This window comes from Limnochordia bacterium, assembly GCA_023230925.1.
GTDB lineage: Bacteria > Bacillota > Limnochordia > DUMW01 > DUMW01 > JALNWK01.
Map to the genome: position 1 here is coordinate 1 of JALNWK010000024.1, position 23,180 is coordinate 23,180.

Below are 23,180 nucleotides of genomic sequence, written 5' to 3' on the forward strand. Positions count from 1 at the left end.
AGGCTCAATAACGAGTGCAATAGAGCCTATACGACCATACACTCGCTAAATCACAAACTATTGCTTATGAAGAATGTCAGGGAAAGTGGGGGTGAAACACAGGGTTATAGAGCTACAGTGTTGCTTTACATGCAGGTTTAGAGTTTCCGAGAGATCTCTCATCAGAAGAAGGGGGGGTACTGGCATGAAGCCTACAGGGATTGTGCGGCGACTAGATAGCCTAGGAAGAATTGTGATTCCTAAGGAACTACGAACGACCATCGGGCTATCTGAACGTGACCCAGTCGAGATCTATGTTGGTCATCAGAACACCATTGTATTAAAGAAATACGAGACTTCATGTGTTATTTGCGGTAATACAGAAGGTCTGATCACCTTCCAAGACAAGTTGCTTTGCGGTACGTGTTTGGAACAGCTTGGAGACCTAGCTAAAAACCATGCCTAAAATGGCCTATTCTTCTCCCAGTTAGTAAGGTGGCAGTTCCACGACTTGGTCGTAGACGTCTTTTTTCGGAAGATTAGTTTGCTTGGCAGTAACGGTAATGGCGGTCTTCTTATCCAAACCGAGTTCCATCAATTCTCGAACCAACTTGACAACATCATGATTGCTCATCGTTTCTTCTTCCTTTGCACCCTGCACAAGAAGAACGATCTCACCCTTTGGCGGGCAGTCCGTAGCACGGTCTAGGAGTTCTTCTAGGGTTCCCGTCCACATCTGTTCATGCATCTTCGTCAGTTCACGAATAAGGGCAGCTGGTCTTGGACCGAGAACCCTTAGAAGATCCGCCAAGCACGGGATAATCCGGTGGGGCGCTTCATAGAAGACTAGGGTACCATCATTCCCCCTTAGCCTTTCAATCTCCGCCACCCGCTTAGTTGCTTTTCGCGGCAAGAACCCGTAAAACAGGAAACGATCCGTGGGCAACCCGCTCATCACCAAGGCGGATATCGCAGCACAGGGACCCGGTAAAGCGGTAACCCGAATTCCATATTTCAATGCCGCGCGCACAACAACAAACCCAGGATCTGCAATACCTGGGGTACCAGCATCAGATACCAAAGCAATATCTAGTCCCGACTCCAGAAAGGATATAAGCTCATCGGTCCGGGTTACTTCATTGTGTTCATGATAGCTAATCATCCGCTTCTGAATCTGATAGTAGTTTAAGAGCTGACCCGTTCGTCTGGTATCTTCACAGGCTACAAGATCCACCTTTTTGAGGACCCTTAGCACCCGCAGGGTAATGTCCTCTAGATTACCAATGGGAGTAGGGCAAATATACAAGACCCCGGTATCTTCACTGTTGTTTTTGTGTTCCATTTTGATTGGCCCTATTCTTGTTCGCTTTTCGTTTCTTATTCTTCGATCTGCGTCTTTTCTTGGATTTCTTGTTTGACTTCGGCTGTTTGGCGGCATCTTCTTTCGCGGTTTCTTCTGCGGTGACCTTGGTGTCCTCTTTTTCAACGGGTTGTCCCTTTTCCTTTTGACAGACATCGCGACATTCGCATTCCTCAGCTTCTTGCTTAGACTCCTCTTTCGCTTCCCTATAGAGGTCCCGTTCGAACTTAAGGCAACACATCAGCCGCCCACAAATCCCGGAAATCTTCGCCGGGTTTAGTGACAGGTTCTGCTCCTTGGCCATTTTGATGGAAACTGGCTCAAAATCGCCTAGGAAGGTTGTACAACACATGGAACGTCCACAGGGGCCAAGGCCCCCAATCATCTTGGCTTCATCCCGCACACCAATCTGATGTAATTCTATTCTGGTTTTGAATATGGCAGCTAGGTCTTTAACCAATTCCCGAAAATCCACACGGCCCTCGGAAGTAAAGTAGAAGATCACCTTGGTATTATCAAAGGTATACTCAACATCGATAAGCTTCATCGGCAACTGATGTTCCGCGATCTTCTTGGCACAGATATCAAAGGCAGATGCCTCCTTCTGTCGATTGGCCTCAATCTGCCGTTCATCCTCGTCTGTGGCTTTGCGCAACACCATTTTTAGTGGTTGAGTAATCTCCTCTTCACTTACTTCCTTTCTTCCGAGTACTACATGACCTGCTTCTGTGCCCCGCGCGGTCTCCACAATCACTAGATCATTTTCGGCTAACTCCAATGCGCCTGGGTCAAAATAGTAGATCTTACCGGCCTTCTTAAAACGTATGCCGACAACTATAGCCATAAACTCATTCTCCTATCGTGATGACTCCTTTGACTTGTGATAGATACTACCACAGCACCGCAAGATGATCACCTTCTATAAGCTTGAAAGGATCCTATCTAGATAGATCCGGAAATACCCTGTTCCTTGACGGTAATTTAATGCCGCTTCAATGGTTTGGCAGATTTGCAGAAGTCCAGCTAGATCGCAATGTCTGGCTATTTCCTCCAGTTTTTGCTCCCAATCAACATTGACCAGGTTCTCCTTCATACCCGCTTTGACCAAGAGGAGATCCCTATACCAGGATAACATAATCCGCAGGGCTAATCTGGCCTGTTGTTGATCCTTCTCCCAGGATGTACTTTCGCTATATAATTTTGCCCACCCGTTGCCTCGCACATCCACAAGGTAGCTGAGTAACAAGTGACGCATCTGCAAAACATCACTGGAAAGTGCATTAACAGCAGCCCCCACCCGTCCTTCAAAGAGTCTCGCCAGAACCTTCGCCTGATGAGCGTCGGCCCCCATATTAACCAGGTACTGCGTAGCCACATCAATGGCGGCTGGCTGGAAAGAGAGGACTTGGCACCGTGACAGAATTGTAGGCAAGAACTGGGACCGGCTTTCTCCGGTCAAAATGATCACTGTCTGTCCTGGGGGTTCCTCAAGCATCTTCAACGAGCTGTTAGCCGCCTGAACGGTTAGTCTGTCCGCCCCATCTATAATGCAAACCTTATATCCCCCAAGCTCAGCCTGATAGTTCAATCGTTCCTGCATGGCCCGAATTTGATCGATCTTCAGGGAACCACCTGCGGCATCGAGTAGAAAAAGATCCGGATGTGCCAATTGTCCCTCGTACAACTTACAGGCATCACACTGCTCACAGCCGGTACCATGGACACAATGTAGGGCCTTGGCAAAGGCTAGACTACACGTCCGTTTTCCCACACCATCAGGACCATAGAAGAGATAGGCATTGGCCACTCGGTTCTCATTGATGGCTCTTTGCAATATTTGGCAAATCATCTCATGTCCAATAATCTGATTAAGGTTTAACACCAAAGACATCACTACACTTCCCTTTGGTTTTGCATCACCACTAGTCTAATTATGATGGTATTTCCCGCATCATGCAAGTGCATCCCCGTTCTTCCGCAACCTGGAACAACTAGTTTTAAGGAGCTTTTCAATCATCGGCTTGATTTCATCTAGGATCTGTTCCTTGGATTTTCCAGTGACATCTATTCTCATCACCCGTTTGGGGTGTTGGGCATGAATGTTCAGATATCCTTGCCGTACACGATTCTTATAGCCGAGGTCTCGTTGTTCGATCCGGTCGGCCGCATCGCGCCTATCGCCAAAGGAGCTACCTACCTCCCGATCAAACAGCAGAGTCAAATCGGCGGTCAATCCACCAGTAGTCCACTTATTTAACTGTTCTATCAAGTGCAAATCCTCTCCAAGCCCGTATCCTTGGTAAGCCAAAGAAGAATCGGTAAACCGATCACAAAGAACAATGGTCCCCTCCTGCAAGGCCGGGGCAATAACCTCCCAAATATGCTGAGCCCGATCGGCCATCATTAGGCACAGTTCTGCCTTAGGGTCTAGGGACGTTTTCCCTGAAAGGAGAATATCCCGCATCACTCGACCGTAGTAGGTTCCTCCGGGTTCCCGTGTTATCAGAACGGGCAGTTGCCTTCTCTTTAACCATGCACTCACAAGCTCTATTTGGGTTGACTTTCCGGTTTGGTCAATCCCTTCGAAGGTAATCAGTTTTCCCCGACTCATATTCAGCGTGGCACCTAGTCTGCTAGACCTGGTGGCACAACCTCCCCCCTTTGGACCAATAACAATACATCTATGCAACAGTTCACTTCACAACTCTTAGCCTGGAAGGATCCTGGTTGAAACTTACACCAAGCACCAAGGCTCGAATCACATATTCGACGACTTGCTCCGTAATCTCCTCACCAGGAACCAAGACAGGTATTCCCGGTGGATACGGGGCAAGGACACTCCCAGCAACCCGTCCCTTTGCACCTCTAATGTCCACTCCATCACACTGCGCAAGGAAAGCCTCCCTAGGGGTAAGCCTTTGGGGTGGCAGATCTGGCCAAAGGGGAATTTCAATCCTTTGCCCTTTATCCTGAGTAAACTCCTTAGTCAACCGTCCTAATCCTTCTATGAGAGCGTCCGCTGATTCATCGTTATCCCCTGGCGTAAGTAGGAAAAGAACACTGCAAGGATCGGCAAGTTCTGCCTCCAATCCGACTTGACGTAGGTATCTTTTTGCCTCCAGACCGCTTATTCCCAATCGGGTCACAAAGACAAGCAGCTTCAATGGATCCCAATCAACAATCCCCCGGGCGGCAAGTTCCTCTGGTGTTGGGCACCACAGACCCGGTAATTCTGCAATTCGTTCCCGAAGAGTCATAGCAAGATCCAGCGTCCGTCCAAAAAGCTGCCTTCCTTGTTGCGCGAGCTGCCAACGGGCGGCATCCAATGATGCCAATAGTAAAGGAGAAGGGCTTGTTGATTGAATCAACTTAACACAATGATCAACACGGTCAAAGGGATGAACTACGTGTAACCATGCAGACCCGGTAAAGGAACTGAGCATCTTGTGTGGGCTTTGGGCAACGGCCGTGACTTCTGACCAAGTCACTGCCGATGGGGGTAACCCTTCATGGGCAACGAAATGAGGCCCATGGGCCTCATCCACGAGCAACTTTGTTCTTGTTCTATCGCAAAACCTCCGCAGCAAAGCAAAATCATTAACAAACCCATGATAAGTGGGATGTACAACCATTACCGAAGATAGATCCTGCCATGACTCATTTAGCGAACTTAGATCTACACCAACAGGAAGAGCCCATGTGGCATCATACATCACTGGTAACCACCGGGGATTAGCGCCACTTAGAATTAAACCCCGCACCGCAGATATGTGGCAGTTACGGGCAAGCAGTACCTCCTGTTCGCAACCAACAGCTAAAAGCATCCCAATAATACCCTGGCTTGTCCCATTGGATAGAAACAGTGTACGCTCTACACCGTAAAGGTCGGCGGCTAGTCTCTCTGCATTCCGAAGCACCGTAGGCTCATCATTCCCTGCTTCGGGACATTCAATTACATCAGATAAGTCCATGCCCGCCCAAAATTCTCTGCAGTCAGCAAGCACACTCGGTAATGCCCGACCCTGTTTGTGACCAGGGGTATGAAAGGGAACGACTCCCCGCTGCACATAGGCTAAAAGACCAGATAAATAGGGCGTTGCCTTTTGCGGTCTGTTAACTTGCATCATGTAATCTAGACGACTATCGGATCATCATCCGAGAAGCACGTCGTCAAACCACCTTTCACGTAGGGATGAGATCTGGATCTTGGTGGCCAAAGCATCAGTAAACTCCTTCAGAACGGTGCAGGCAAATCACATCTACTGATCATCTTCTTCAAGAAAACCAGTGATACCCAAGGTTCATCTTTCACATACTCCAGGCGGTACTGCTCACCCAAAAATTCTTGATCTGTTGAACCAGGAAATCATAGTCGGAATCGCCAGGCCTACTTCGAACAATGATCTTTTCGCAGGCACTGCAAATCGTTGCACCGCAGAAACGCAAACCCTCTAACTTACTTCGACATACTAAGCACCGGTCCTTGGGTACCCCACCCATAAACTCACCGCCTTACTCTCACTTCCATTATTACTATATTACACATATAGCCCTTTTTCCCTTCTGCATTTGACTATACCTACATTTCAGCAGTCTGTTATAAGCATATGTTATTCACCGTAAACCAAAGCTGTTACTTTGAAGTAGTTCAAACAACTGGAAATTAGGAAAAACAACGGTGATTCATCCATACTGGACGGAACCACCGTTGTCTTGTTAATGGCGGCTTAACTACAGGAGGATTACTCTTAATGAACACTTGCATCAATCATTCAACAGTAAGTCTGTACCAGCTTGTCCCTGTCCTACATACTAAGGACTTCCACACTACCAAAGGGAACAAGTGGTGGTATGGACATCCGCGCAGCTTTGTTGTGTGTGAATGGCTTAATTGGTGGTATTGACATTCTCCCAACACAACTACCTTGCAACGTATTTCCCTCCGGGGCGGAGAGTAAACCTACTCCAGAAAACACCGCTATGACCAGCACAACACTTAACACTAGTGCTGATATATGCCGCTTTCCTGACAAGCAACTCACCTCCATCCTTGGTATGAAGTAGCTTGCAGGGAAGGGGGTTTTACATTGCCCTGCAAGCCCTTTCTTGCCGACGCCCCTATGATAACAACTACTTTACTTCTTGTCAAGCCCTGTTTGACATAATCTTGTTTGACTTACGTTCCCTTCTGTGGTAGATTGTACTTGTGTTCAGTACTCATAAACATACGGGATTAACAGAGGTGGTGTCTGCTATGACCCAGGTAACTCTAGGTGAAAAGATACGCCGCATGCGAAAACGTTTGAATCTGACTCAGCAAGAATTGGCCGGGGATGATTTCACAAAGAGCTTCATTAGTCAGTTGGAAAAGAATGAGGCAAATCCGTCTTTGAAAAGCCTACAAATTATTGCACAACGCCTAAATAAACCAATTAGCTTCTTTCTGGAAGATGAAATAGCACCGCCCATCCGAGAAGCTGACTATGAGGTAGAAAAGACCTTAGCTGTGGCTCGGGGATGTGAAAAGAAAGAGCGTTGGGATCAGGCCATTGGACTTTACGAGAAAGCATTGGAAGATCTCTCGGTAGATCATTTTTACTCCCGGGGCAAAGTCTATTTAGGCATTGCCCGTTGCTTGATTGGGCAAAAGGACATCAACGGTGCACTTGACCCTGCACAAAAGGCCATTGAGGAACTGGAGCTTGCTGGAGATGATTCCTTAACCGTTCAAGCCCACTATCTTCATGGTGTTATCTGCCATAACCTTGGCTGGTATGATACCGCGAAGACCTCCTTTGAGGTAGCCTATGATTTGATGGAACACGCGGACGTATTGGATGCCCATCTTCACCTGAAGATTCTCATCGGTCTAGGCCACACCCACGCTTTGTTAGGTAACCAGGTTGAGGCGGTAAGTTACCTGCAAAGAGCGATGAAGCTTAGCCAGGAAACGAATGACTTCTTTGAATACGGTTCGATACTGACAACCCTTGGATTCGTCTTCCACTCCCAGAACCGTTTGAGTGAAGCGCTTCAATTCACCGAGGATGCCTTGGCATTTCTGAAGGTAACCAAGGGACCAAAAAGGGAAATTGCCAGATTACACATTAACCTAGCGGTAATCCACAGGGAGTCAGATCATTTTGAAGAAGCCATGAATCAACTACAAGTGGCTGAATCTCTTTTGAAAGAGGATCCTGCCCGGGACCTTTTGCCTCTGTTATATGAGGAGTATGGTTTTGTCCTAACAGGAATACAACAGCACGAGGAAGCAGTACCCTATTTAGAAAAATCCTTAGAGCTGCTTGATGATCTGCAAATGAAGGTGCCTGTGCAAATCGCACTGGGTAAAGCTTACCGACATCTCGGTGATTACCCCGCGGCCAGGGATAACCTGGAATTGGCACTGGCCACCTTGAAGGCCCAAGGGGATAATTCTAAGCAAACCGCGGCGGCCACCTACCAGTTAGGGCTGGTCTATCAGCAACTCGGTCAGGTCCAAAAGGCCCAGGAATTGCTCGCCCAAGCTGGCGATCTGTTTGAGAACATAAATTAGTATAGGTTTCGTCGTTAACAAAAGCCACCCCGTGCCCTGATCATAAGAACATGGGATGGCTTATTCATTGAATTTGAAATCTCAATCTAAGACACTTGCAGAAAGACCTAAAGGTAAAGGTTTGGGCTGCTGACAAGTGCTTTGCACTGTGTAATAAGACCTTTGTTCTGAGGCAATGTGCAATCCGTGCATTACTTCAAGAACATGATAGGCTAGTTCCCCGTTGGCTCGGTGATCCCTTCCTGAGCAAATCCCATGGGCCATGTCCGCAACACCAATGCCCCTACTATTTTCAGTAAAGCCATGGGTGAAGGGCATTTCGGTCCACTCCGAAGCGTCCTTTCTGCGGATCAAGACCGGACCTCCAAAGCAATTGGGATCGGGTACCACCATACTTCCCTCAGTGCCATATATTTCGATGCGGGGTAGATTAGCAGCCCAAACGTCGAAACTGGTAATGAGCGTACCAATCGCACCGTTATCAAAGTCCAAAAGACCCGCCACATGTGTCGGAACATCTACCTTTATTTTCTCCCCATACTTCGGTTTACTTGTGATCGTACGTTCGGGAAAGGTGATCCGTGTCATTCCAGCCACTTCTCGGATCGGTCCGATCAAGGAGACAAGGGCCGTCAGATAGTAGGGACCCATATCAAACATGGGGCCGCCCCCTTCTTTATAGTAAAACTCCGGATCCGGATGCCAACTTTCATGACCGTGACACATCATAAATGCAGTAGCTGAAACTGGCGTACCAATAAAACCATCGTCGATTAGTTTCCGACAAGTTTGCAGTCCTCCACCGAGAAAAGTATCGGGGGCGCATCCCACGCGTAACCCTTTTGCCTTTGCAATGTCTAGCACTTTCTTGCCGTCTGCAAGACTTATTGCCAAGGGTTTTTCGACATAGACATTCTTGTCTGCCTCCAAAGCGGCAAGGTTTACCTCGGCATGGGCCTGGGGAATGGTCAGGTTCAGTATGATGTCAATATCGGGATCTGCCAAGAGCTCGGCAACTGAGCAAGCCTTAATACCATGCTCCTTCGCTTTAGCCTGGGCACGTTCCTGAATCAAGTCGGCACAGGCAACGATTTCGAACACATCAAAGGTGCGTCCCGATTTGAAGTAGATTCCACTAATATTGCCACAACCAACAACACCGACCTTAATCGGTTTCATGATACACCCCTCCTTTATTCGTTCAAGTCTTTGCCTGCGGCCGCCCAGAGGAAACCCCGGCGCATTAAAGTGGCCACAGGCTCCATGGCGACAATATCTGCATGGTGACCAAGGGAGCAGTAAAATACCCGGCCAAGACCCCAACGTTTGGTCCAGACAACGGGCATATCTACTGAGCCATTGGGTACATGGGGCCCATCGGCAACAGGAAATCTGGTGGTTGCAAGCACCTCCACCGCGGGATCCACATGGAGGTAATACTGTTCGCTTCGGACAGTAAAGTCCTTGATCCCAGCTATAATGGGACTTGAGCTTTGCTTGATATTCACTACATACTCGGTACCATCGTTGCCGGGATGGGCCACCCAATTTCCTCCCGTCATAAACTGCCAGTCAACATTGTCCCGAAAAGCATCACACATACCGCCATGGCAACCGGCAATACCCACACCGCTTTCCACAGCACGTAGGACTGGGTTAACCTGTTTGCTCGTAATATTGCCCATGGTCCATACCGGCACAATCAAGTGCAAGGACCGTAGTTTCTCCTCGTCTAAGAAGGCATCAAGGGTATCTGCTAGTTCTACCTCGAACCCTTCTTCGGTCAGTATATTCTGGAAAACCTCCGATACCTGAACTGGCTCGTGTCCATCCCATCCACCCTGTACAATTAGTGCTTTCTTCGGCATCTGCATCCACTCCTCATATATTGTGCGCTAATCTATCTGCACCCAGGTACGGTTGTCAATAGACTTCTCCACAGCATGGAGTACCCGTTGACATTCCACACCGTCCCGAAAGTTTGGTTCCGGCAACCTATCTTCCACAATGGATTCTATGAAATCTTTCATTTCGTGGATAAAGGTATGTTCATATCCGATGATGTGCCCAGCAGGCCACCAGGCTTGCATATAAGGATGAACAGCCTCAGTGGTTTGGATTCTTCGAAAGCCTTGATAACCTTCGGCATCTTCGGTGGAATAGTATTCCATTTCGTTCATCCGTTCAAAATCAAAGCGAACACTACCCAGACTTCCGTTAATCTCAAAGAAATTCATATTACGATGCCCTGCTGCAAAACGAGTTGCTTCAAAGGTGCCGAGGGCGCCATTCTTGAATCTTGCCAAAAAAGCAGTAGCATCATCAACGGTGACGGTACCCATCTCGGCATCTAGCGAGCTTTTTGCACTTAGCCCGGTCATTTCCGTCGGCAAGGGCCTTTCCTTGATGAAGGTCTCGCTCATCCCAATCACTTCATGAAAGTCACCAACTAACCATCTAGCCAGGTCTATGGTGTGCGCTCCAAGGTCGCCTAGGGAGCCTGACCCTGCTATTTCCTTGCGCAACCTCCACACTAGGGGGAAACTAGGGTCAATGACATAATCCTGAAGATAAGTACCCCGGAAATGGTATATTTGACCAAGCTTGCCGGAATCAATCATCTGTTTGATCAACATAATTGCCGGAACCCGTCGGTAGTTAAAGCCGATCATGTGCTTTACTCCCGCCTCGGTTACCGCTTGGAGCATTTGTTCTGCATCCTCCAAGGTTAAAGCAAGAGGCTTCTCGCAGAATATGTGTTTCCCATTTTGTGCAGCAGCTAAGACAATCTCTTTGTGTACATTGCTTGGAGCCGTAATGTCGATAAGATCGATATCATCCCGCTGGACTAGTTCCTCCCAGGAAGTTACATATTCCTCCCATCCAAACTTCCTTGCCGATTCCGCTACCGACTTTTCATCGCGTCCGCAGAGTACTTTCATAACCGGTTTAACTGGCAGATCAAAGAACATCGAAACATCCCTAAACGCATGACTATGTGCCTTACCCATGAACTTATACCCGACAAGCCCAATATTTAGTGTCCCCATCGGTCATTCTCCTTTCAAGTCCCTTTGTCTGTCGAGTTATTAAAATTAAACGTCGTCCAGGTATATGCTACTCCTTTCTGCCCACTGTTCCCCTGATCACAAGTTCTGTGGGTAGGAGTCTCTGGATTGGAGGGTGTTGTGTGCCCTCCAACTGGTTAATGACTATCTCGGCACCTTGAAGACCCATCTCATAGAGGGGAACAGATACGGTCGTAAGTTTGGGCTCCATATAGCCTGCAAGATCCGAGTCATCATAACCCACCAAGCTATACTGCTCGGGGATGCTAATCTGTCGTTCCCGAAACCCCTGGTAAATCCCAAAAGCCATTCGATCATTGGCTGCAAAAATCGCATCAGGAGATCTTGATAGAATCTGTTCAACCAACTGATAGCCACTTGTTCTGCTGTAACGTCCTGTCAAGATAAGGTTGGGTTCCACAGGAATCCCAGCTGCCTCTAACCCTTCAATATAACCAGCCTGTCGGTCTCGACTATTGGAGTACTCCCAGGGACCGTTAACAAAACAGATGCGCCGATGCCCAAGCCCAACCAAATAATCCACGACAGCCCGGGCCCCTTGCCGATGGTCCCCATCAATAAAGGATATGGTCTGCTCCTTTGAGACTCCGCCGATTAGTACGAATGTAGCCTGGACATCGATAAGCCTTTCTAACAGGGAATCATCCTCCCAAGACCCAAGAATAAGCGCTCCATCAGCCTTCTTTTCCATCAGTATCTTGACACAGCTTTCGGCTGGACTCTCTCCGATTGGATAGAAGCTGACTAACATGTCATATCCTCTACTATTTGTGACTTGGGCAATGCCGCTTAGAATCTCGGCAAAATAGTGGCGGTAAAAGATATGAACCTTGTCCGAAACATAAGGCATCATTACCACTAAGGTATTGGTACGGCTGCTGACTAGACGACGGCCATTGCTATTTGGGTAATAGTTTAGCTTCCGAGCCGCCTCCAATACTTGTTTTCGGGTACGGTCTGTGACAACCGGATGGTTGTTGAAAACCCGGGATACCGTTGCTCCCGAGACCCCAGCTAGCCTAGCTACTTCATCACGCGTGGCCATATCCCATTCCTCCAAAACTGTTGTTACACGTGTACAACTTGCTACACACCTATTTTATATCATTACTACCTGTTTTGCCAATAGGCGAAGTGTCGGATTGTTTCATCCATAGCAATCACCTAGTGAACCTTACTTGCTTCAACCAACATCGATCTATAGCTCCCGGCGTCCCTGTAAAGCTTTAGCTAAGGTCACCTCATCCACATATTCAAGGTCGCCACCCACAGGTAAACCACTGGCCATTCGCGTTACCTTCACTCCCATGGGTTTTAGAATACGGGCGATGTACATGGCGGTAGCATCACCCTCCACATCGGGATCGGTGGCCACAATGATTTCCTCCACCTGACCATCCTTAATGCGACTAAGCAATTCTCGGATTCTGATATCATTCGGCCCGACACCATCCATAGGAGAGATGGCCCCATGGAGTACATGATAGCAACCTCGAAACTCCCTAGTTTTCTCCATAGCAACTACATCCTTGGGTTGCTCCACCACACAGATGGCTCGGCTGCTCCGGTTCGGATTATCGCAGATCTGACATGGATCCTGATCTGTTAAATTAAAGCAGACTGAACAGTAGCGCAAAGTCGTCTTGGCATCAACCAAGGCATCAGCCAGCTGCTTAACCTGTTCCGCTGGCCAGCTAATAATCTCAAAAGCTAGTCTTTGGGCTGTCTTGGGGCCAATTCCCGGCAATTTCATTAGTTCATCGATCAAGCGGGCAAGGGGCCGCGCATATGCAACCATCCAGGGTACATCCTCTCAGTTTAAAACATGCCTTCCAGTCCAGGGATATTCATTCCGCCGGTAACAGCCTGCATGGCCTGACTGGACATTTCCTGAGCGCTACGAATTGCTTCATTAACCGCTGCCATCACTAGGTCCTGTAGCATATCAGCGTCTTCCGGATCTATAATATCCTTTGCGATCTCTATGCCAACTATCTCCAGGTTTCCATTTGCGACCACCTTAACGACTCCGCCCCCAGCTGTAGCTTCAACAGTTTTTTGGGCGACTTCCTCCTGTAGTTTTAACATTTGATCCTGCATCTTCTTGACTTCTTTCATCATCTTTCGCATCTGACTCATATTACTCCTCCTTACCTAGTTTCAGGGCTCATCAATCTTTGTTACGGTCCCTTGAAAAAACTTCAGCGCAGCTTCTAGTGCCGGGTCCTTTGCTTCCTGCTTGGCATCCTCAGGCGGCTGAGTTTCCTCCTCCATGAACCGACATTCCACAGCTACTTTCCGTCCAACCACTCGACTAAAGAACCGGTCGATATAATCTTGGTTCTTAGGTTGTTCAAGGCTGGCCTTATGAAATCGTTTATCTGCAGGAAATCCGAGAACTAAAACATCTTGACTTAGGCCAGTTGGCGTAGCCTCTTTGAGAAAGGCTTCGATATCAACACGCCGATCGTCCCTGCATTGTCTAATGGTCTGATCCCAATCTTCTTTAAGTCTGGTGACAGTATCCACATCATTAGAAGACATTGGTTCCACAGGGGGTTCCTCTGGTTTTACCGCATCCTCGTCCTGTGCAGGCCTACTCTGTTGGCTTACTGTCGTCTGTTCCTTCTGCTTCTTTTCGAGGACTACGGTGACACCTCTTTGTTCTAGTGCATCGATTTTCTCCTCGAGTTTTTCAATTCGTTGTAATAGATCCCCAGTAGAACACCGGTATATGTCATTGGTAGCCCGAATAACAGCCCGCTCCAAGGGAAGCCTAACTTCCGCTGAACGTTTGATCTCTGCCTCGGCTTCGGCGAAAAGATCATAAACCTGTAACAGCTGATCTAGGGAAATCTGCGAGAAGTTGTTAATAAGTTGCTCAATCTCTCCAGAGGACATTTCCAGTAATTCTTCTGCTTCCGTACCCACCACCTTAGCTACGGTTAAATCACGGAAATACCGGTTTACATCGATCACAAACTGCCTTACATCGTGGCCACCATCGAGGACCTCTTTGATTAGGCCCAAGGCCACCGTCGCGTTTCGATCCAACACCCCTGCAACAAACCGAAATAGGGTATCCCGTGAAACGGTGCCTAGAACCTGTAACACCGATTCCATATCCACCTGCGCACCAGCAAAGGACACACACTGATCAAGGATACCTAAAGCATCACGCATGCCACCCTCCGCTCTTCTGCTAATTAAGCGTAGGGCAGCCTCCTCTACTCCAAAACCTTCCTGCTGGGCGATGTAAGAAAGACGAGAAAAGATTTCGTTACTGGAAAAGCGTCTAAAATCAAAGGTTTGACACCGGGAAATAATCGTTGCCGGTATCCTGTGGGCTTCGGTGGTAGCAAACACAAAAAGGACATGAGATGGGGGTTCTTCCAGGATCTTCAATAGTGCATTAAAGGCCTCGGTAGTGAGCATGTGCACCTCATCGATAATGTACACCTTATATCGACCAGCCGCCGGTGCATACCGAGTTTTCTCCCGCAACTCCCTAATCTCATCGATACCACGATTTGATGCACCATCAATTTCAATGACATCCATGGCATAGCCCGCATTAAGGGATGTACAGTTTTCACATGCATTACAGGGCTGACTTGTAGGGCCATTCACACAGTTTAATCCCTTGGCGAGGATTCTTGCTAACGTAGTCTTACCTGTACCCCGCGGTCCAGCAAAGAGATACGCATGGGCTATACGCCCTTCATCCAATGCATTTTTTAGGGTGCGGACTACATGTTCTTGACCAACAACATCGTCAAACCCTTGGGGACGCCATTTACGATACAATGAAAGATATGCCACGAACTGGGGACCTCCCTGTTGCTTCAAACATAATCCCAGGCAACAGTTAGTACTTCGCTACAGCCACTCCATATTCCTGGAATAAAAAATGACCGTGCACCCATTTTCGATTTGCTTATCCGGACGATACCGAAACAGTTAGCTCAAAGCAGGCACCCTTACGGCACACGGGAGCATTTGTTTACCGCTGCTTCCTCCCGGACCTGACGGGATTCACAAGGTCCCGTTGCGTAAGACCCACTCGTCAACGCCACTTGCTCCGGCCAGACCCCACATAAGACAAGCCTCATAACGGGCATTCAACCCCGCTATAGCGGATTGCGGGTACAGGGCACCGCTACCTCCCCGTCTAGCACGGTCAAACTTGCTTACAATATTGATACAACAATCTCTAAACCATTACAGCTCAATGGCATCTACCGGACATGACCCAGCTGCTTCTTCCAGACACTCCTGATCGACTTTCGCAGCATCAGCAGTGGCGTGTGCCACCCCAGCATCATCGTCCATTTCGAAAGCCTCTGGGCATATGTCAGTACATAGACCACATCCAATACATTTGTCGGGATCTACATGAGGATTCATCCGTTAAGCCTCCTTCATACACGCGATGTGCGCGTTCTGGTAGTACCATAAAACATAAATGGCGGAGAGAGTGGGATTTGAACCCACGGAGGAGTTACCCCCTCACACGCTCTCCAGGCGTGTGCCTTCAGCCACTCGGCCATCTCTCCGCAAAACACAATATTGATTGTACAACAAAAAGACGTGGGTTGCAACTATCTTAAAATGGCGGAGAGGGTGGGATTCGAACCCACGGGACGACAAAGCCGCCCAACGGTTTTCGAGACCGCCCTGTTCAACCACTCCAGCACCTCTCCGTGAAATCACTTACGTCGCAAAGCAAAGAACTCCTTCATTATCTGCCCACATTCGGCGCTTAGAACACCGGGCACCACTTCCACATCATGGTTCCAATGCCCTTGCTCGAAGAGGCTGATTACCGACCGCACGGCTCCAGCTTTTGGATCATCTGCGCCATAGATCAAACGGCGGATTCGAGCTAAAATCAAGGCACCAGCGCACATTGGACAGGGTTCTATGGTAACATACAGATCACAGTCGGTCAACCGCCAACTGCCCCGGCGCTCTGCCGCATCTCGCAAAGCGATGATCTCCGCATGGGCTGTTGGGTCATTCCCGGTCTCCCGCAGATTAAATCCTCGCCCGATGATCTCATCACCTAGAACCACCACTGCTCCGATGGGTACTTCACCTTTCAGCCGGGCTTGCATCGCGCACTCTAAAGCCGTTCTCATGAATCGTATGTGTTGTTCCTGTTCTTTGATGGATAGGTCCATGAAGTTCATTGCAGGACTATCATACCATACAAAAAATTGAACGCCAATACTCATTTTCTGCAGAAAGAGTAAGAACCAATCTGCTATAGCTTGTTTCGCTGGTTTTAGTTATAATACAAAAGGGTTCTGCTAACTTAGTCCTTGGAGGCGATAATGTGCCAGTAAACATAAACCCCGTCCTATTTGAATTTGGCCGATTTTCCATTCGTTGGTACGGTGTATTGGTTGCGGCAGCCCTACTTATTTCTATGCTAGTCACCGAGCACTTCGCAAAGAAGACTGGTCAAGATCCTGACAAAGTCGCGGACTTGTTTGTGCCCTTAATCCTCGCCATCATTATTGGAGCCCGGTTGGCACACGTTGCTACTAACTGGAGCTATTACCAATCCAATCCAGGTGATATCATCCGTATTGATAAGGGTGGGCTGGCTTCCCACGGAGCTTACATCCTGGCTATTTTGGTTGGTATCCCCCTGTCCAGGAAGAAGGGCCTTGATACTTGGGCGCTAACTGATGCCATTGCCCCAAGCCTTGCTATCGGACATATCTTTGTCCGGTTGGGAAACTTTATCAATGGTGAGCTCTATGGTGCACCCACAAATCTTCCCTGGGGAATAGTCTTTCCGGGAACCTTTACCCCCCATCATCCACTGCAAATATATGAGATTATTACATCGGCTATCTTGCTTGGGCTAATCATTGCCTTCTTCGACCGACGCAAGTTCAAAGGTCAAGTGTTTCTTTTGAGCCTGGTCTATATATCGGTAATCAGATTTCTTTTGGATATCCTCAGGCCAGAGTTTCGAGTTACTTCTTTTCTGGCACTGGGACAAATTGCCAGTATCGTCACCGCCGGTGGCGCTTTACTGTTATTGATCATCCTTACACGGAAATACAAATCTAGTCAAGGAAAGGAAGACAATCATGTGTGAAGAAGCACTCAAGTGGGGTAAAGGGGCAAAAGTGGTGTTTATTGGTGATAGCATTACGGATTGCGGTCGTCGTACTTGTCCATTGGGCCTTGGCTCAAGCTATGTTAGAGTAATCAATGACTTAGTTACAGCTGGTTACCCGCAGCTTGAAATAAATGTCGTCAATCGCGGGATCAGCGGGGACACCAGCCGAAATCTAGTCCAAAGATGGCAAGCCGACGTGCTTGATGAAGCCCCCGACTGGTTGTACATTTCCATTGGAATAAACGATGTTTGGAGACAATTGGCAAACCGTCCGGCAGAGGCGGTCCTCATCGATGAGTTCGAGGTAAACTATACGAAGATGATTGAAACAACCCAGGACAAACTGCCTGACTGCCGCATCGTCCCCATGGAAACCACGGTGATGGGTGAAGACCTATCAAGCCAGGGAAACCAGCTGTTGGTCCCGTATAATCAAGTGATCCATTCTCTGGCAAAGAAATACAAACTCGATGTAGTTCCCACAAACAAGGCATTCCACAACAATATCCAAGCACGACCTAACACCCAATGGACCAATGATGGGGTCCATCCAAATAGTCTAGGTCATGCCCTCATGGCAATTACCGTGCTACGTACTGCCACCGTCTCTGCCTAGTCGTACCCGAGGGAGGGCTAGCCCTCCCTCGAAAAAGACCCCAGACCGTAAATACTAATCTAGACCATCGTAAAACTCAGCCACCGCCGCAAAGAAAGCATCAATGTTCTCCCATTTGGACATTGGTGGAATATCGCAGCCAGATGAAATAACAAAATTAGGATATTCATGACATTCGCTCAGCAAAGCAAGGGTCGCCTCTCTAATGGATTGGGGAGTACCACCGCGAAACTGACCCGCCGGATCAATATTACCCATAGTAATGGTATCCGGTGGCATCAGCTTCAGCATTTCACTCATCTGGATCGCATTGCCGAAATGATAAGCAGCTGCTTCTGTCGCCAATATGGAGTCAATCATCTGAATCGTTGCATTACCACAATTATGATAGATGACGATAAAGTGATCGTCCTGAACCGCATCCACGATTTGCCGCACATAGGGTGAGGAAAACTCTGCTGAAAGGGAGGGTGAAAGCAGTCCCGCCAAGGGCTCCGCCACAACTACACCATTGGCACCCGCCGCCTTATATGCTCTGCAATACTCGATCAAAAACGTGGTCACTTTTTCCAGCAAGAGATGGACCATGTCCGGTTCTTCCCAAGAACGTACCATAATCTCGGTAACATCCATCAAACGACCTGCAAGGGAATAAGGACCAATTATCCCGGCAAATACCGGGCGATCAGTAATCAGTGTAACAGCCTTAGTGATGGCTTTGATGTACGTACCAGTACGTCCTGTGCCCACCTTTGGTACCGTAAGGTTCTTGACATCGTCATGGGAGGAGATGACTCTACTCACAACTGTTGGGACTTCATCTTCAACAAAACGAATCTCCGAGCCAAAACACTCAGCCTCAACGGACAGGTCCATCATGCTCACCGCCGCTGCCGCATCGGTGCGTGTGGCAACGTATTCCATCCCTTCGGCCTGTCTGTTGCTATCCGAAATAAGCTCTATAACGCTAATACCCATCTTCTGAATTGCCGGAAAGGAAAGAATAGGCATCGCCTTTTTCCTTTGGGATTCTCTCATTTGCTCTAGCCAGCTAAACATGTTCTTTTCCATCTGCATTTTGGGTATTCCTCTCAAGTAAGAGGATGGCCCATCCTCCTTTCTAACTCTTGCCTCGATTCTAGAACCCATTAGTACATACCGAAAGTATTTTAGATTGGGAAATCTGTGCACTAATTGTTGTCCCAGTGATAGGACACCTTGTTCTCTATTAATGGTAGCATAGGTAGAAGGTAAGCGCATTAGACCTTTTTGCGAATCCTGGTATAATCTTGTTATGCGTTGCTATTCTGTGGACGGTGGCAGGGCATCGTGGGGAAAGAGCAGTTGGGGCAGGGGTAATATCCGGAAACCCTTTTCATGAAGGCCTTCAATGATCAACGGCAGGGCATCCACCGTCGCTTGGCGACTAGCCCCGGTATTCCGGAACAAAGCGCCACTGTCGTGGAAGAGGATAATATCACCAGGCGACACCTTAGATAACACCCGTGCGGCAATACTCGAGGCGGTTGCCTTTGGGCGCCAATCCTGGGCGCTGAGACTCCAAAGCACGATTGGCTGCTCATACTCTTGGGCTAGAGCCTTAAGCCTACGATCGTAGAGTCCCCGGGGTGGACGAATATACTTGGGCAGCTCACCAGTAATCTCCTGGATCACCCGGTTTGTCCTTTCGATCTGATCCCTTAACATGCGGGCAGAGACCTGAGAAACCATGATGTGACTGTAGGTATGGTTTCCTAGCTCATGGCCTTCGGCAAGAATACGACCTACTGTTTCTGGGAAATGCTCGGCATGAGTCCCAACGAGGAAAAAGGTAGCTGTTATTCCGTATTGGTTAAGTACATCCAAAATGGCCTCGGTATAAATTGGACTTGGTCCATCATCAAAGGTAAAGGATACAGCCATAAACGAATCATTGCCCCGCCGGTAAAGATCTTGTTGTGTCCCAAATCCTATGTAGACATAATAGTTTGCCAAGCCAAGGATCGCGACAACACCAATGACCGGTGGCCACGCATAGTGGATCCATTTCTGCATACGTCCAGTTGGCGCGGTCACATTCAGGTAATGAAACACACTACTAGAAGCAATCGCCATGAAAAGGAACAGAGAATAACTAGCAAGCAATTGCAACAGCAATTTGTAAGCCATAATATTGTCCCAGCCTCACCTATATAAGTAAAACAGACCCTGGGGGAATACGAATCTGGGAAGAGAGTGCAGCCTGTGGAGCATATCGAGAAGTGGCGCCCCCGGCAGGAATCGAACCTGCGAGTCAAGGTTTAGGAAACCTCTGCCTTATCCGCTTGGCTACGGGGGCAACGAACGGTTCTATCGTACCACACACATGTGGATAAATCAACCGTGACGACAGGCATTTTGCCTCTAAAGGCTTCCTTGGGCTCACCCCTTCATCATCTAAACACATAAACTTACACAAACAGTGTATTACCAAGCTTGACAGGGCAGAACTAAATGGTATAATCTATTCCAGACCGACCGGTCGGTCTGGAATAGTTGGGAGGAGGAGCCCCCGTGAGAAACCTAAGTCGCTATATTATCGAACATCCCCGCTTATTTGTCGGGATCAACATCATCATCACCCTCTTCTTCGGTTTTTTTGCATTGAACATACGGGTTGACGATGACATCATGAATTATCTGCCGGAAGATGATCCAGTCGTTGAAACTTTCAATCGTATCAGTGATACCTTTGGCGGTAGCAATATTGCCGTTGTGATTCTCGAGGCAGATGACATCTTTACCAATGAAGCTTTGCTCCATATCGATCATCTGACGGATCTATTTGCTGGAGTAGATGGCGTAACCTCGGTTACTAGCTTGACGAATGCTATGGATATGCGTCCTGAAGAAGATGCGCTAAACGTCGATCGATTAGTGAAAGAGGATTATCTGTACAGCAAAGCCGAACTCGAAGATCTCAGGAAATACGTATTGGGCAAGGAACTCTACGTGGGAAGCTTGATCACGGAAGATTGCCGATACAGTATGATACTTGCCAAAATAGATCCCGATGCAGACTCAGCAATTGTAACCACGGCATTGCGAGAAATTGTTAATGACGAAGACACAGACAGTCCATTTAGGCATTATAGGACAGGGTCTGCCTTCGTTGCTGATGATGCTGATCGGTACGCGAAAGGTGACCTACAAAGACTATTACCGACAGTTGTCTTGTTGGTACTCCTAGTACTATTGCTCACCTTTAGAACCACCCGGGCGACTCTTCTGCCGATCGCAACTGTCTTGATTGCCGTAATTTGGACCTTGGGGTTGCTTGTGCTTACTGGCAACGACTTATCCACAGTGGGAATTGCTATCCCTGTCATACTAGTAGCGGTGGGAAGCGCCTACGGTATCCATGTAACAAACGAGTATTACACTTCTGTAAAAAGTGAGCGGACCAAGAAAGAAGATATGATTCGCGGCATGGGTCAACTAGGCTTGCCTTTGTTTTTGTCGTGCCTGACAACAATCGTAGGATTTGCTTCATTGACCACGGCAGATCTCACCCCCATTAAGCAACTGGGCTTGTTTACGGCCTTTGGAGTATTTGCCGCATTTGTCACCGCCTACACCTTCATTCCCTCGCTTCTGGTACTGATGAAGTATAAGCCCGGGAAAATCAAGGCAGAAAATGGTGTTAATGTTCGTTTCGAACGCTTTGCAGGGGGCATCTTTCGCTATCGGGGTTGGATTACGGCTGGCGTAATCATTCTGGTCGTAATTGCCATTAGCTTCTATCCTAGAATTACCTACGATACGGACTACGCCGGAGCATTTCGTGCCAACTCCTCAGCCCGTACGGCGATTGATCTTGTTAACGAGAAATTCGGAGGAGCTAGTCCCATGCAGGTTCATTTCCAAGGAGACCTAAAAAGCCCCTTTGTCCTTAAACAAATGAAAGAGGTGGAGGGGTTTCTTAAGACTGTAGGGGTCAACAAACCATTGTCCTATGCAGATATTATCGAAGAGGCCAACAAGACTATCAATGGAGCATCTAGAATTCCCACGACCCGTAACCAAGTTTCGTCCCTGGGCCTTTTCCTTGAGGGACAGGATCAGGTCACCAGTTACTTAACCCCCGATAGCTCCGAGGGACTTATTGTTGGGAGAGTCACTGAGACTAGTTCTAACCAAATGACGATCACTAACGGGCAAGTCCGTGACTTTCTGGAGGCTCTACCCAAAAAGGCCTACGTTATTGACCGAAGTATTGCCGGGGAAGAGCTAGAGGAGTTCGCCGAGGAGGTTATTGTAGATAGCATAACCCAGGAACTTACCCCATTGCTCTGGGAGCACCCTACTATGTTGGAGCAGGATTATGTTCGAAGGAGAGTATGGGAGCTTGCCCAGTGGACACCGGCGCAGTATATCCAGGAAAACATCAACGACGTAAGCAGCCTTGTTGAAGATGTTTACCAATACTACCTTTGGTTCGAGTTAGATGACCTAGAGGGTAGTCAAACCAGATCCGTAGACGCACTAAGAAACGGTGACGTCGATGCGATCTTCTCGGCGCTGCAAGCGCTGAATCCCAACTGCGATTCCTACGATCTCGAAGACGCCGCGTACCTACTCTGGGATGAGTTTAGCTTTGAGTTCCAAGATAGTCGGACGGCTAAATTGGATAACGTCGTTGCTGACCTGCTTGCTGCAAGCAACCTAGACGCAGAGTGGGACCAGGTTTCGGCCATTCTGAAAGATGTCTGGGTAGATGAGATACATGTAGTAGATCTACCCAAGCAACTCATTACAGATCCAGCCGTTCATCTTGACGAATTTACCGTGGAACTGTCTGGTCCCCCAGTGATCTACGAAGTAGTCACAACCAGATTGCAGTCCAGTCAACTAAGAAGCCTTAGCTTATCACTAGTACTGGTAGCCCTTCTACTAATGCTACAGCTGCAATCCATTCGAAACGGGCTGGTGGCTTGCACCCCGATCATTCTAACGGTACTCATTAACTTCGGAGTAATGGCTATCGCAGGTATCCCGTTGGATGTCGCAACGACGATGATTGCCAGTGTGGCTATTGGAACTGGCGTGGACTACTCCATCCACTTCGCCAATAGATACCGACGAGCCTTGAAGGAAAGCACTACGGTGGAACAAGCCCTGAGAACTACCTTGGGTCAGGTGGGAAAAGCAATCTCCACAAACGCGTTATCAGTCGCGCTGGGTTTCTTGGTGCTGGTCCTCTCGTCCACTGTTACTGTTGCCTATTTCGGTGGATTAACGGCCTTAACCATGGTCGTCAGTGCGTTCCTGGCTTTGGTCTTTCTACCGGCAGTTTTTGCCCTGATCGATAAATCAGCTGGCAATAACAATACAACTTCAAAGTAAGAAAGGAGCCTATCAAAGCAATTTACGGGTTCAAATTACCTAAGAAAGGGGCTTAG

General features: G+C 48.2%; 21 protein-coding genes, 3 tRNA genes and 1 other RNA gene. 5 read left to right on the forward strand and 20 right to left on the reverse strand.

The features are described 5' to 3' along the window. Positions 1 to 184: 184 nt before the first annotated feature. The gene (locus M0Q40_07145; GenBank protein MCK9222385.1) at positions 185 to 445 is read left to right on the forward strand and encodes an AbrB/MazE/SpoVT family DNA-binding domain-containing protein; all 261 of its coding nucleotides are present in this window, start codon (positions 185 to 187) and stop codon (positions 443 to 445) included. Positions 446 to 466: 21 nt separating this feature from the next. Here M0Q40_07145 and rsmI read toward each other — a convergent pair whose 3' ends face one another. The 5 genes from rsmI to M0Q40_07170 all read right to left on the reverse strand — a co-directional run bounded on the left by rsmI (position 467) and on the right by M0Q40_07170 (position 5,463). Then, positions 467 to 1,321 (reverse strand): 16S rRNA (cytidine(1402)-2'-O)-methyltransferase, encoded by an 855-nt coding sequence (gene rsmI / locus M0Q40_07150; GenBank protein ID MCK9222386.1) that lies wholly within the window; start codon positions 1,319 to 1,321, stop codon positions 467 to 469. Next, positions 1,299 to 2,183 (reverse strand): stage 0 sporulation family protein, encoded by an 885-nt coding sequence (locus M0Q40_07155; GenBank protein MCK9222387.1) that lies wholly within the window; start codon positions 2,181 to 2,183, stop codon positions 1,299 to 1,301. Before M0Q40_07155 ends, rsmI begins: the two co-directional genes overlap by 23 nt. Before the next feature lie 75 nt (positions 2,184 to 2,258). Continuing rightward, on the reverse strand, positions 2,259 to 3,230 hold the full coding sequence (gene holB, locus M0Q40_07160; protein MCK9222388.1) for a DNA polymerase III subunit delta': 972 nt from the start codon (positions 3,228 to 3,230) through the stop codon (positions 2,259 to 2,261). Between the two features lie 60 nt (positions 3,231 to 3,290). Next, positions 3,291 to 3,950 (reverse strand): dTMP kinase, encoded by a 660-nt coding sequence (tmk, locus tag M0Q40_07165; GenBank protein ID MCK9222389.1) that lies wholly within the window; start codon positions 3,948 to 3,950, stop codon positions 3,291 to 3,293. 82 nt (positions 3,951 to 4,032) lie between these two features. Then, positions 4,033 to 5,463 carry a hypothetical protein gene (locus tag M0Q40_07170; protein MCK9222390.1) on the reverse strand — a complete coding sequence of 477 codons (1,431 nt, stop codon included), beginning with the start codon at positions 5,461 to 5,463 and terminating at the stop codon, positions 4,033 to 4,035. A gap of 1,130 nt (positions 5,464 to 6,593) precedes the next feature. Between M0Q40_07170 and M0Q40_07175 the strand changes: the two genes are divergently transcribed. Then, a complete protein-coding gene (locus tag M0Q40_07175) occupies positions 6,594 to 7,895 on the forward strand; it encodes a tetratricopeptide repeat protein (protein ID MCK9222391.1) in 1,302 nt (433 codons plus the stop codon). Positions 7,896 to 7,976: 81 nt separating this feature from the next. On the opposite strand, the gene M0Q40_07180 is transcribed toward M0Q40_07175, so the two are convergent. From M0Q40_07180 to tadA, 12 genes are all read right to left on the reverse strand, one after another. Next, the gene (locus tag M0Q40_07180; protein ID MCK9222392.1) at positions 7,977 to 9,074 is read right to left on the reverse strand and encodes a Gfo/Idh/MocA family oxidoreductase; all 1,098 of its coding nucleotides are present in this window, start codon (positions 9,072 to 9,074) and stop codon (positions 7,977 to 7,979) included. 14 nt (positions 9,075 to 9,088) lie between these two features. Then, the gene (locus M0Q40_07185) at positions 9,089 to 9,763 is read right to left on the reverse strand and encodes a ThuA domain-containing protein (protein MCK9222393.1); all 675 of its coding nucleotides are present in this window, start codon (positions 9,761 to 9,763) and stop codon (positions 9,089 to 9,091) included. Positions 9,764 to 9,790: 27 nt separating this feature from the next. Continuing rightward, positions 9,791 to 10,945, reverse strand: coding sequence for a Gfo/Idh/MocA family oxidoreductase (locus M0Q40_07190; protein MCK9222394.1), 1,155 nt, complete (start codon positions 10,943 to 10,945; stop codon positions 9,791 to 9,793). Positions 10,946 to 11,012: 67 nt separating this feature from the next. Beyond that, positions 11,013 to 12,029, reverse strand: coding sequence for a LacI family transcriptional regulator (locus M0Q40_07195; protein ID MCK9222395.1), 1,017 nt, complete (start codon positions 12,027 to 12,029; stop codon positions 11,013 to 11,015). A gap of 153 nt (positions 12,030 to 12,182) precedes the next feature. Then, on the reverse strand, positions 12,183 to 12,782 hold the full coding sequence (gene recR, locus M0Q40_07200) for a recombination mediator RecR (GenBank protein ID MCK9222396.1): 600 nt from the start codon (positions 12,780 to 12,782) through the stop codon (positions 12,183 to 12,185). A gap of 20 nt (positions 12,783 to 12,802) precedes the next feature. Next, positions 12,803 to 13,123: a YbaB/EbfC family nucleoid-associated protein gene (locus M0Q40_07205; protein MCK9222397.1), complete on the reverse strand. Its 321-nt coding sequence runs from the start codon at positions 13,121 to 13,123 to the stop codon at positions 12,803 to 12,805. 21 nt (positions 13,124 to 13,144) lie between these two features. Continuing rightward, positions 13,145 to 14,806 (reverse strand): DNA polymerase III subunit gamma/tau, encoded by a 1,662-nt coding sequence (gene dnaX / locus M0Q40_07210; GenBank protein ID MCK9222398.1) that lies wholly within the window; start codon positions 14,804 to 14,806, stop codon positions 13,145 to 13,147. A 92-nt stretch (positions 14,807 to 14,898) separates the two neighbouring features. Continuing rightward, positions 14,899 to 15,164: signal recognition particle sRNA large type (ffs, locus tag M0Q40_07215), an RNA gene on the reverse strand. 41 nt (positions 15,165 to 15,205) lie between these two features. Further along, entirely contained in the window at positions 15,206 to 15,391 is a 186-nt protein-coding gene (locus M0Q40_07220) for a ferredoxin (protein MCK9222399.1), read from the reverse strand. 59 nt (positions 15,392 to 15,450) lie between these two features. After that, positions 15,451 to 15,540, reverse strand: a tRNA-Ser gene (locus tag M0Q40_07225). A gap of 56 nt (positions 15,541 to 15,596) precedes the next feature. After that, positions 15,597 to 15,687 (reverse strand) — tRNA-Ser (locus M0Q40_07230). A gap of 6 nt (positions 15,688 to 15,693) precedes the next feature. Continuing rightward, the gene (gene tadA / locus M0Q40_07235) at positions 15,694 to 16,176 is read right to left on the reverse strand and encodes a tRNA adenosine(34) deaminase TadA (GenBank protein MCK9222400.1); all 483 of its coding nucleotides are present in this window, start codon (positions 16,174 to 16,176) and stop codon (positions 15,694 to 15,696) included. 146 nt (positions 16,177 to 16,322) lie between these two features. On the opposite strand from tadA, the gene lgt reads away from it, so the two are divergent. Next, the gene (gene lgt / locus M0Q40_07240) at positions 16,323 to 17,099 is read left to right on the forward strand and encodes a prolipoprotein diacylglyceryl transferase (GenBank protein ID MCK9222401.1); all 777 of its coding nucleotides are present in this window, start codon (positions 16,323 to 16,325) and stop codon (positions 17,097 to 17,099) included. Further along, a complete protein-coding gene (locus tag M0Q40_07245; protein ID MCK9222402.1) occupies positions 17,092 to 17,739 on the forward strand; it encodes an SGNH/GDSL hydrolase family protein in 648 nt (215 codons plus the stop codon). The genes lgt and M0Q40_07245 overlap by 8 nt, the downstream gene beginning before the upstream one ends. A 54-nt stretch (positions 17,740 to 17,793) precedes the next feature. On the opposite strand, the gene M0Q40_07250 is transcribed toward M0Q40_07245, so the two are convergent. The 3 genes from M0Q40_07250 to M0Q40_07260 form a co-directional block, all read right to left on the reverse strand. Then, positions 17,794 to 18,798, reverse strand: a complete 1,005-nt coding sequence (locus M0Q40_07250; GenBank protein ID MCK9222403.1) for a uroporphyrinogen decarboxylase family protein — start codon at positions 18,796 to 18,798, stop codon at positions 17,794 to 17,796. Positions 18,799 to 19,041: 243 nt separating this feature from the next. After that, positions 19,042 to 19,908: a polysaccharide deacetylase family protein gene (locus tag M0Q40_07255; protein ID MCK9222404.1), complete on the reverse strand. Its 867-nt coding sequence runs from the start codon at positions 19,906 to 19,908 to the stop codon at positions 19,042 to 19,044. Positions 19,909 to 20,001: 93 nt separating this feature from the next. Further along, positions 20,002 to 20,077, reverse strand: a tRNA-Arg gene (locus M0Q40_07260). A gap of 215 nt (positions 20,078 to 20,292) precedes the next feature. Here M0Q40_07260 and M0Q40_07265 point away from each other — a divergent pair. Then, positions 20,293 to 23,124 carry an MMPL family transporter gene (locus M0Q40_07265; GenBank protein MCK9222405.1) on the forward strand — a complete coding sequence of 944 codons (2,832 nt, stop codon included), beginning with the start codon at positions 20,293 to 20,295 and terminating at the stop codon, positions 23,122 to 23,124. The last annotated feature ends 56 nt before the right edge of the window (positions 23,125 to 23,180 follow it).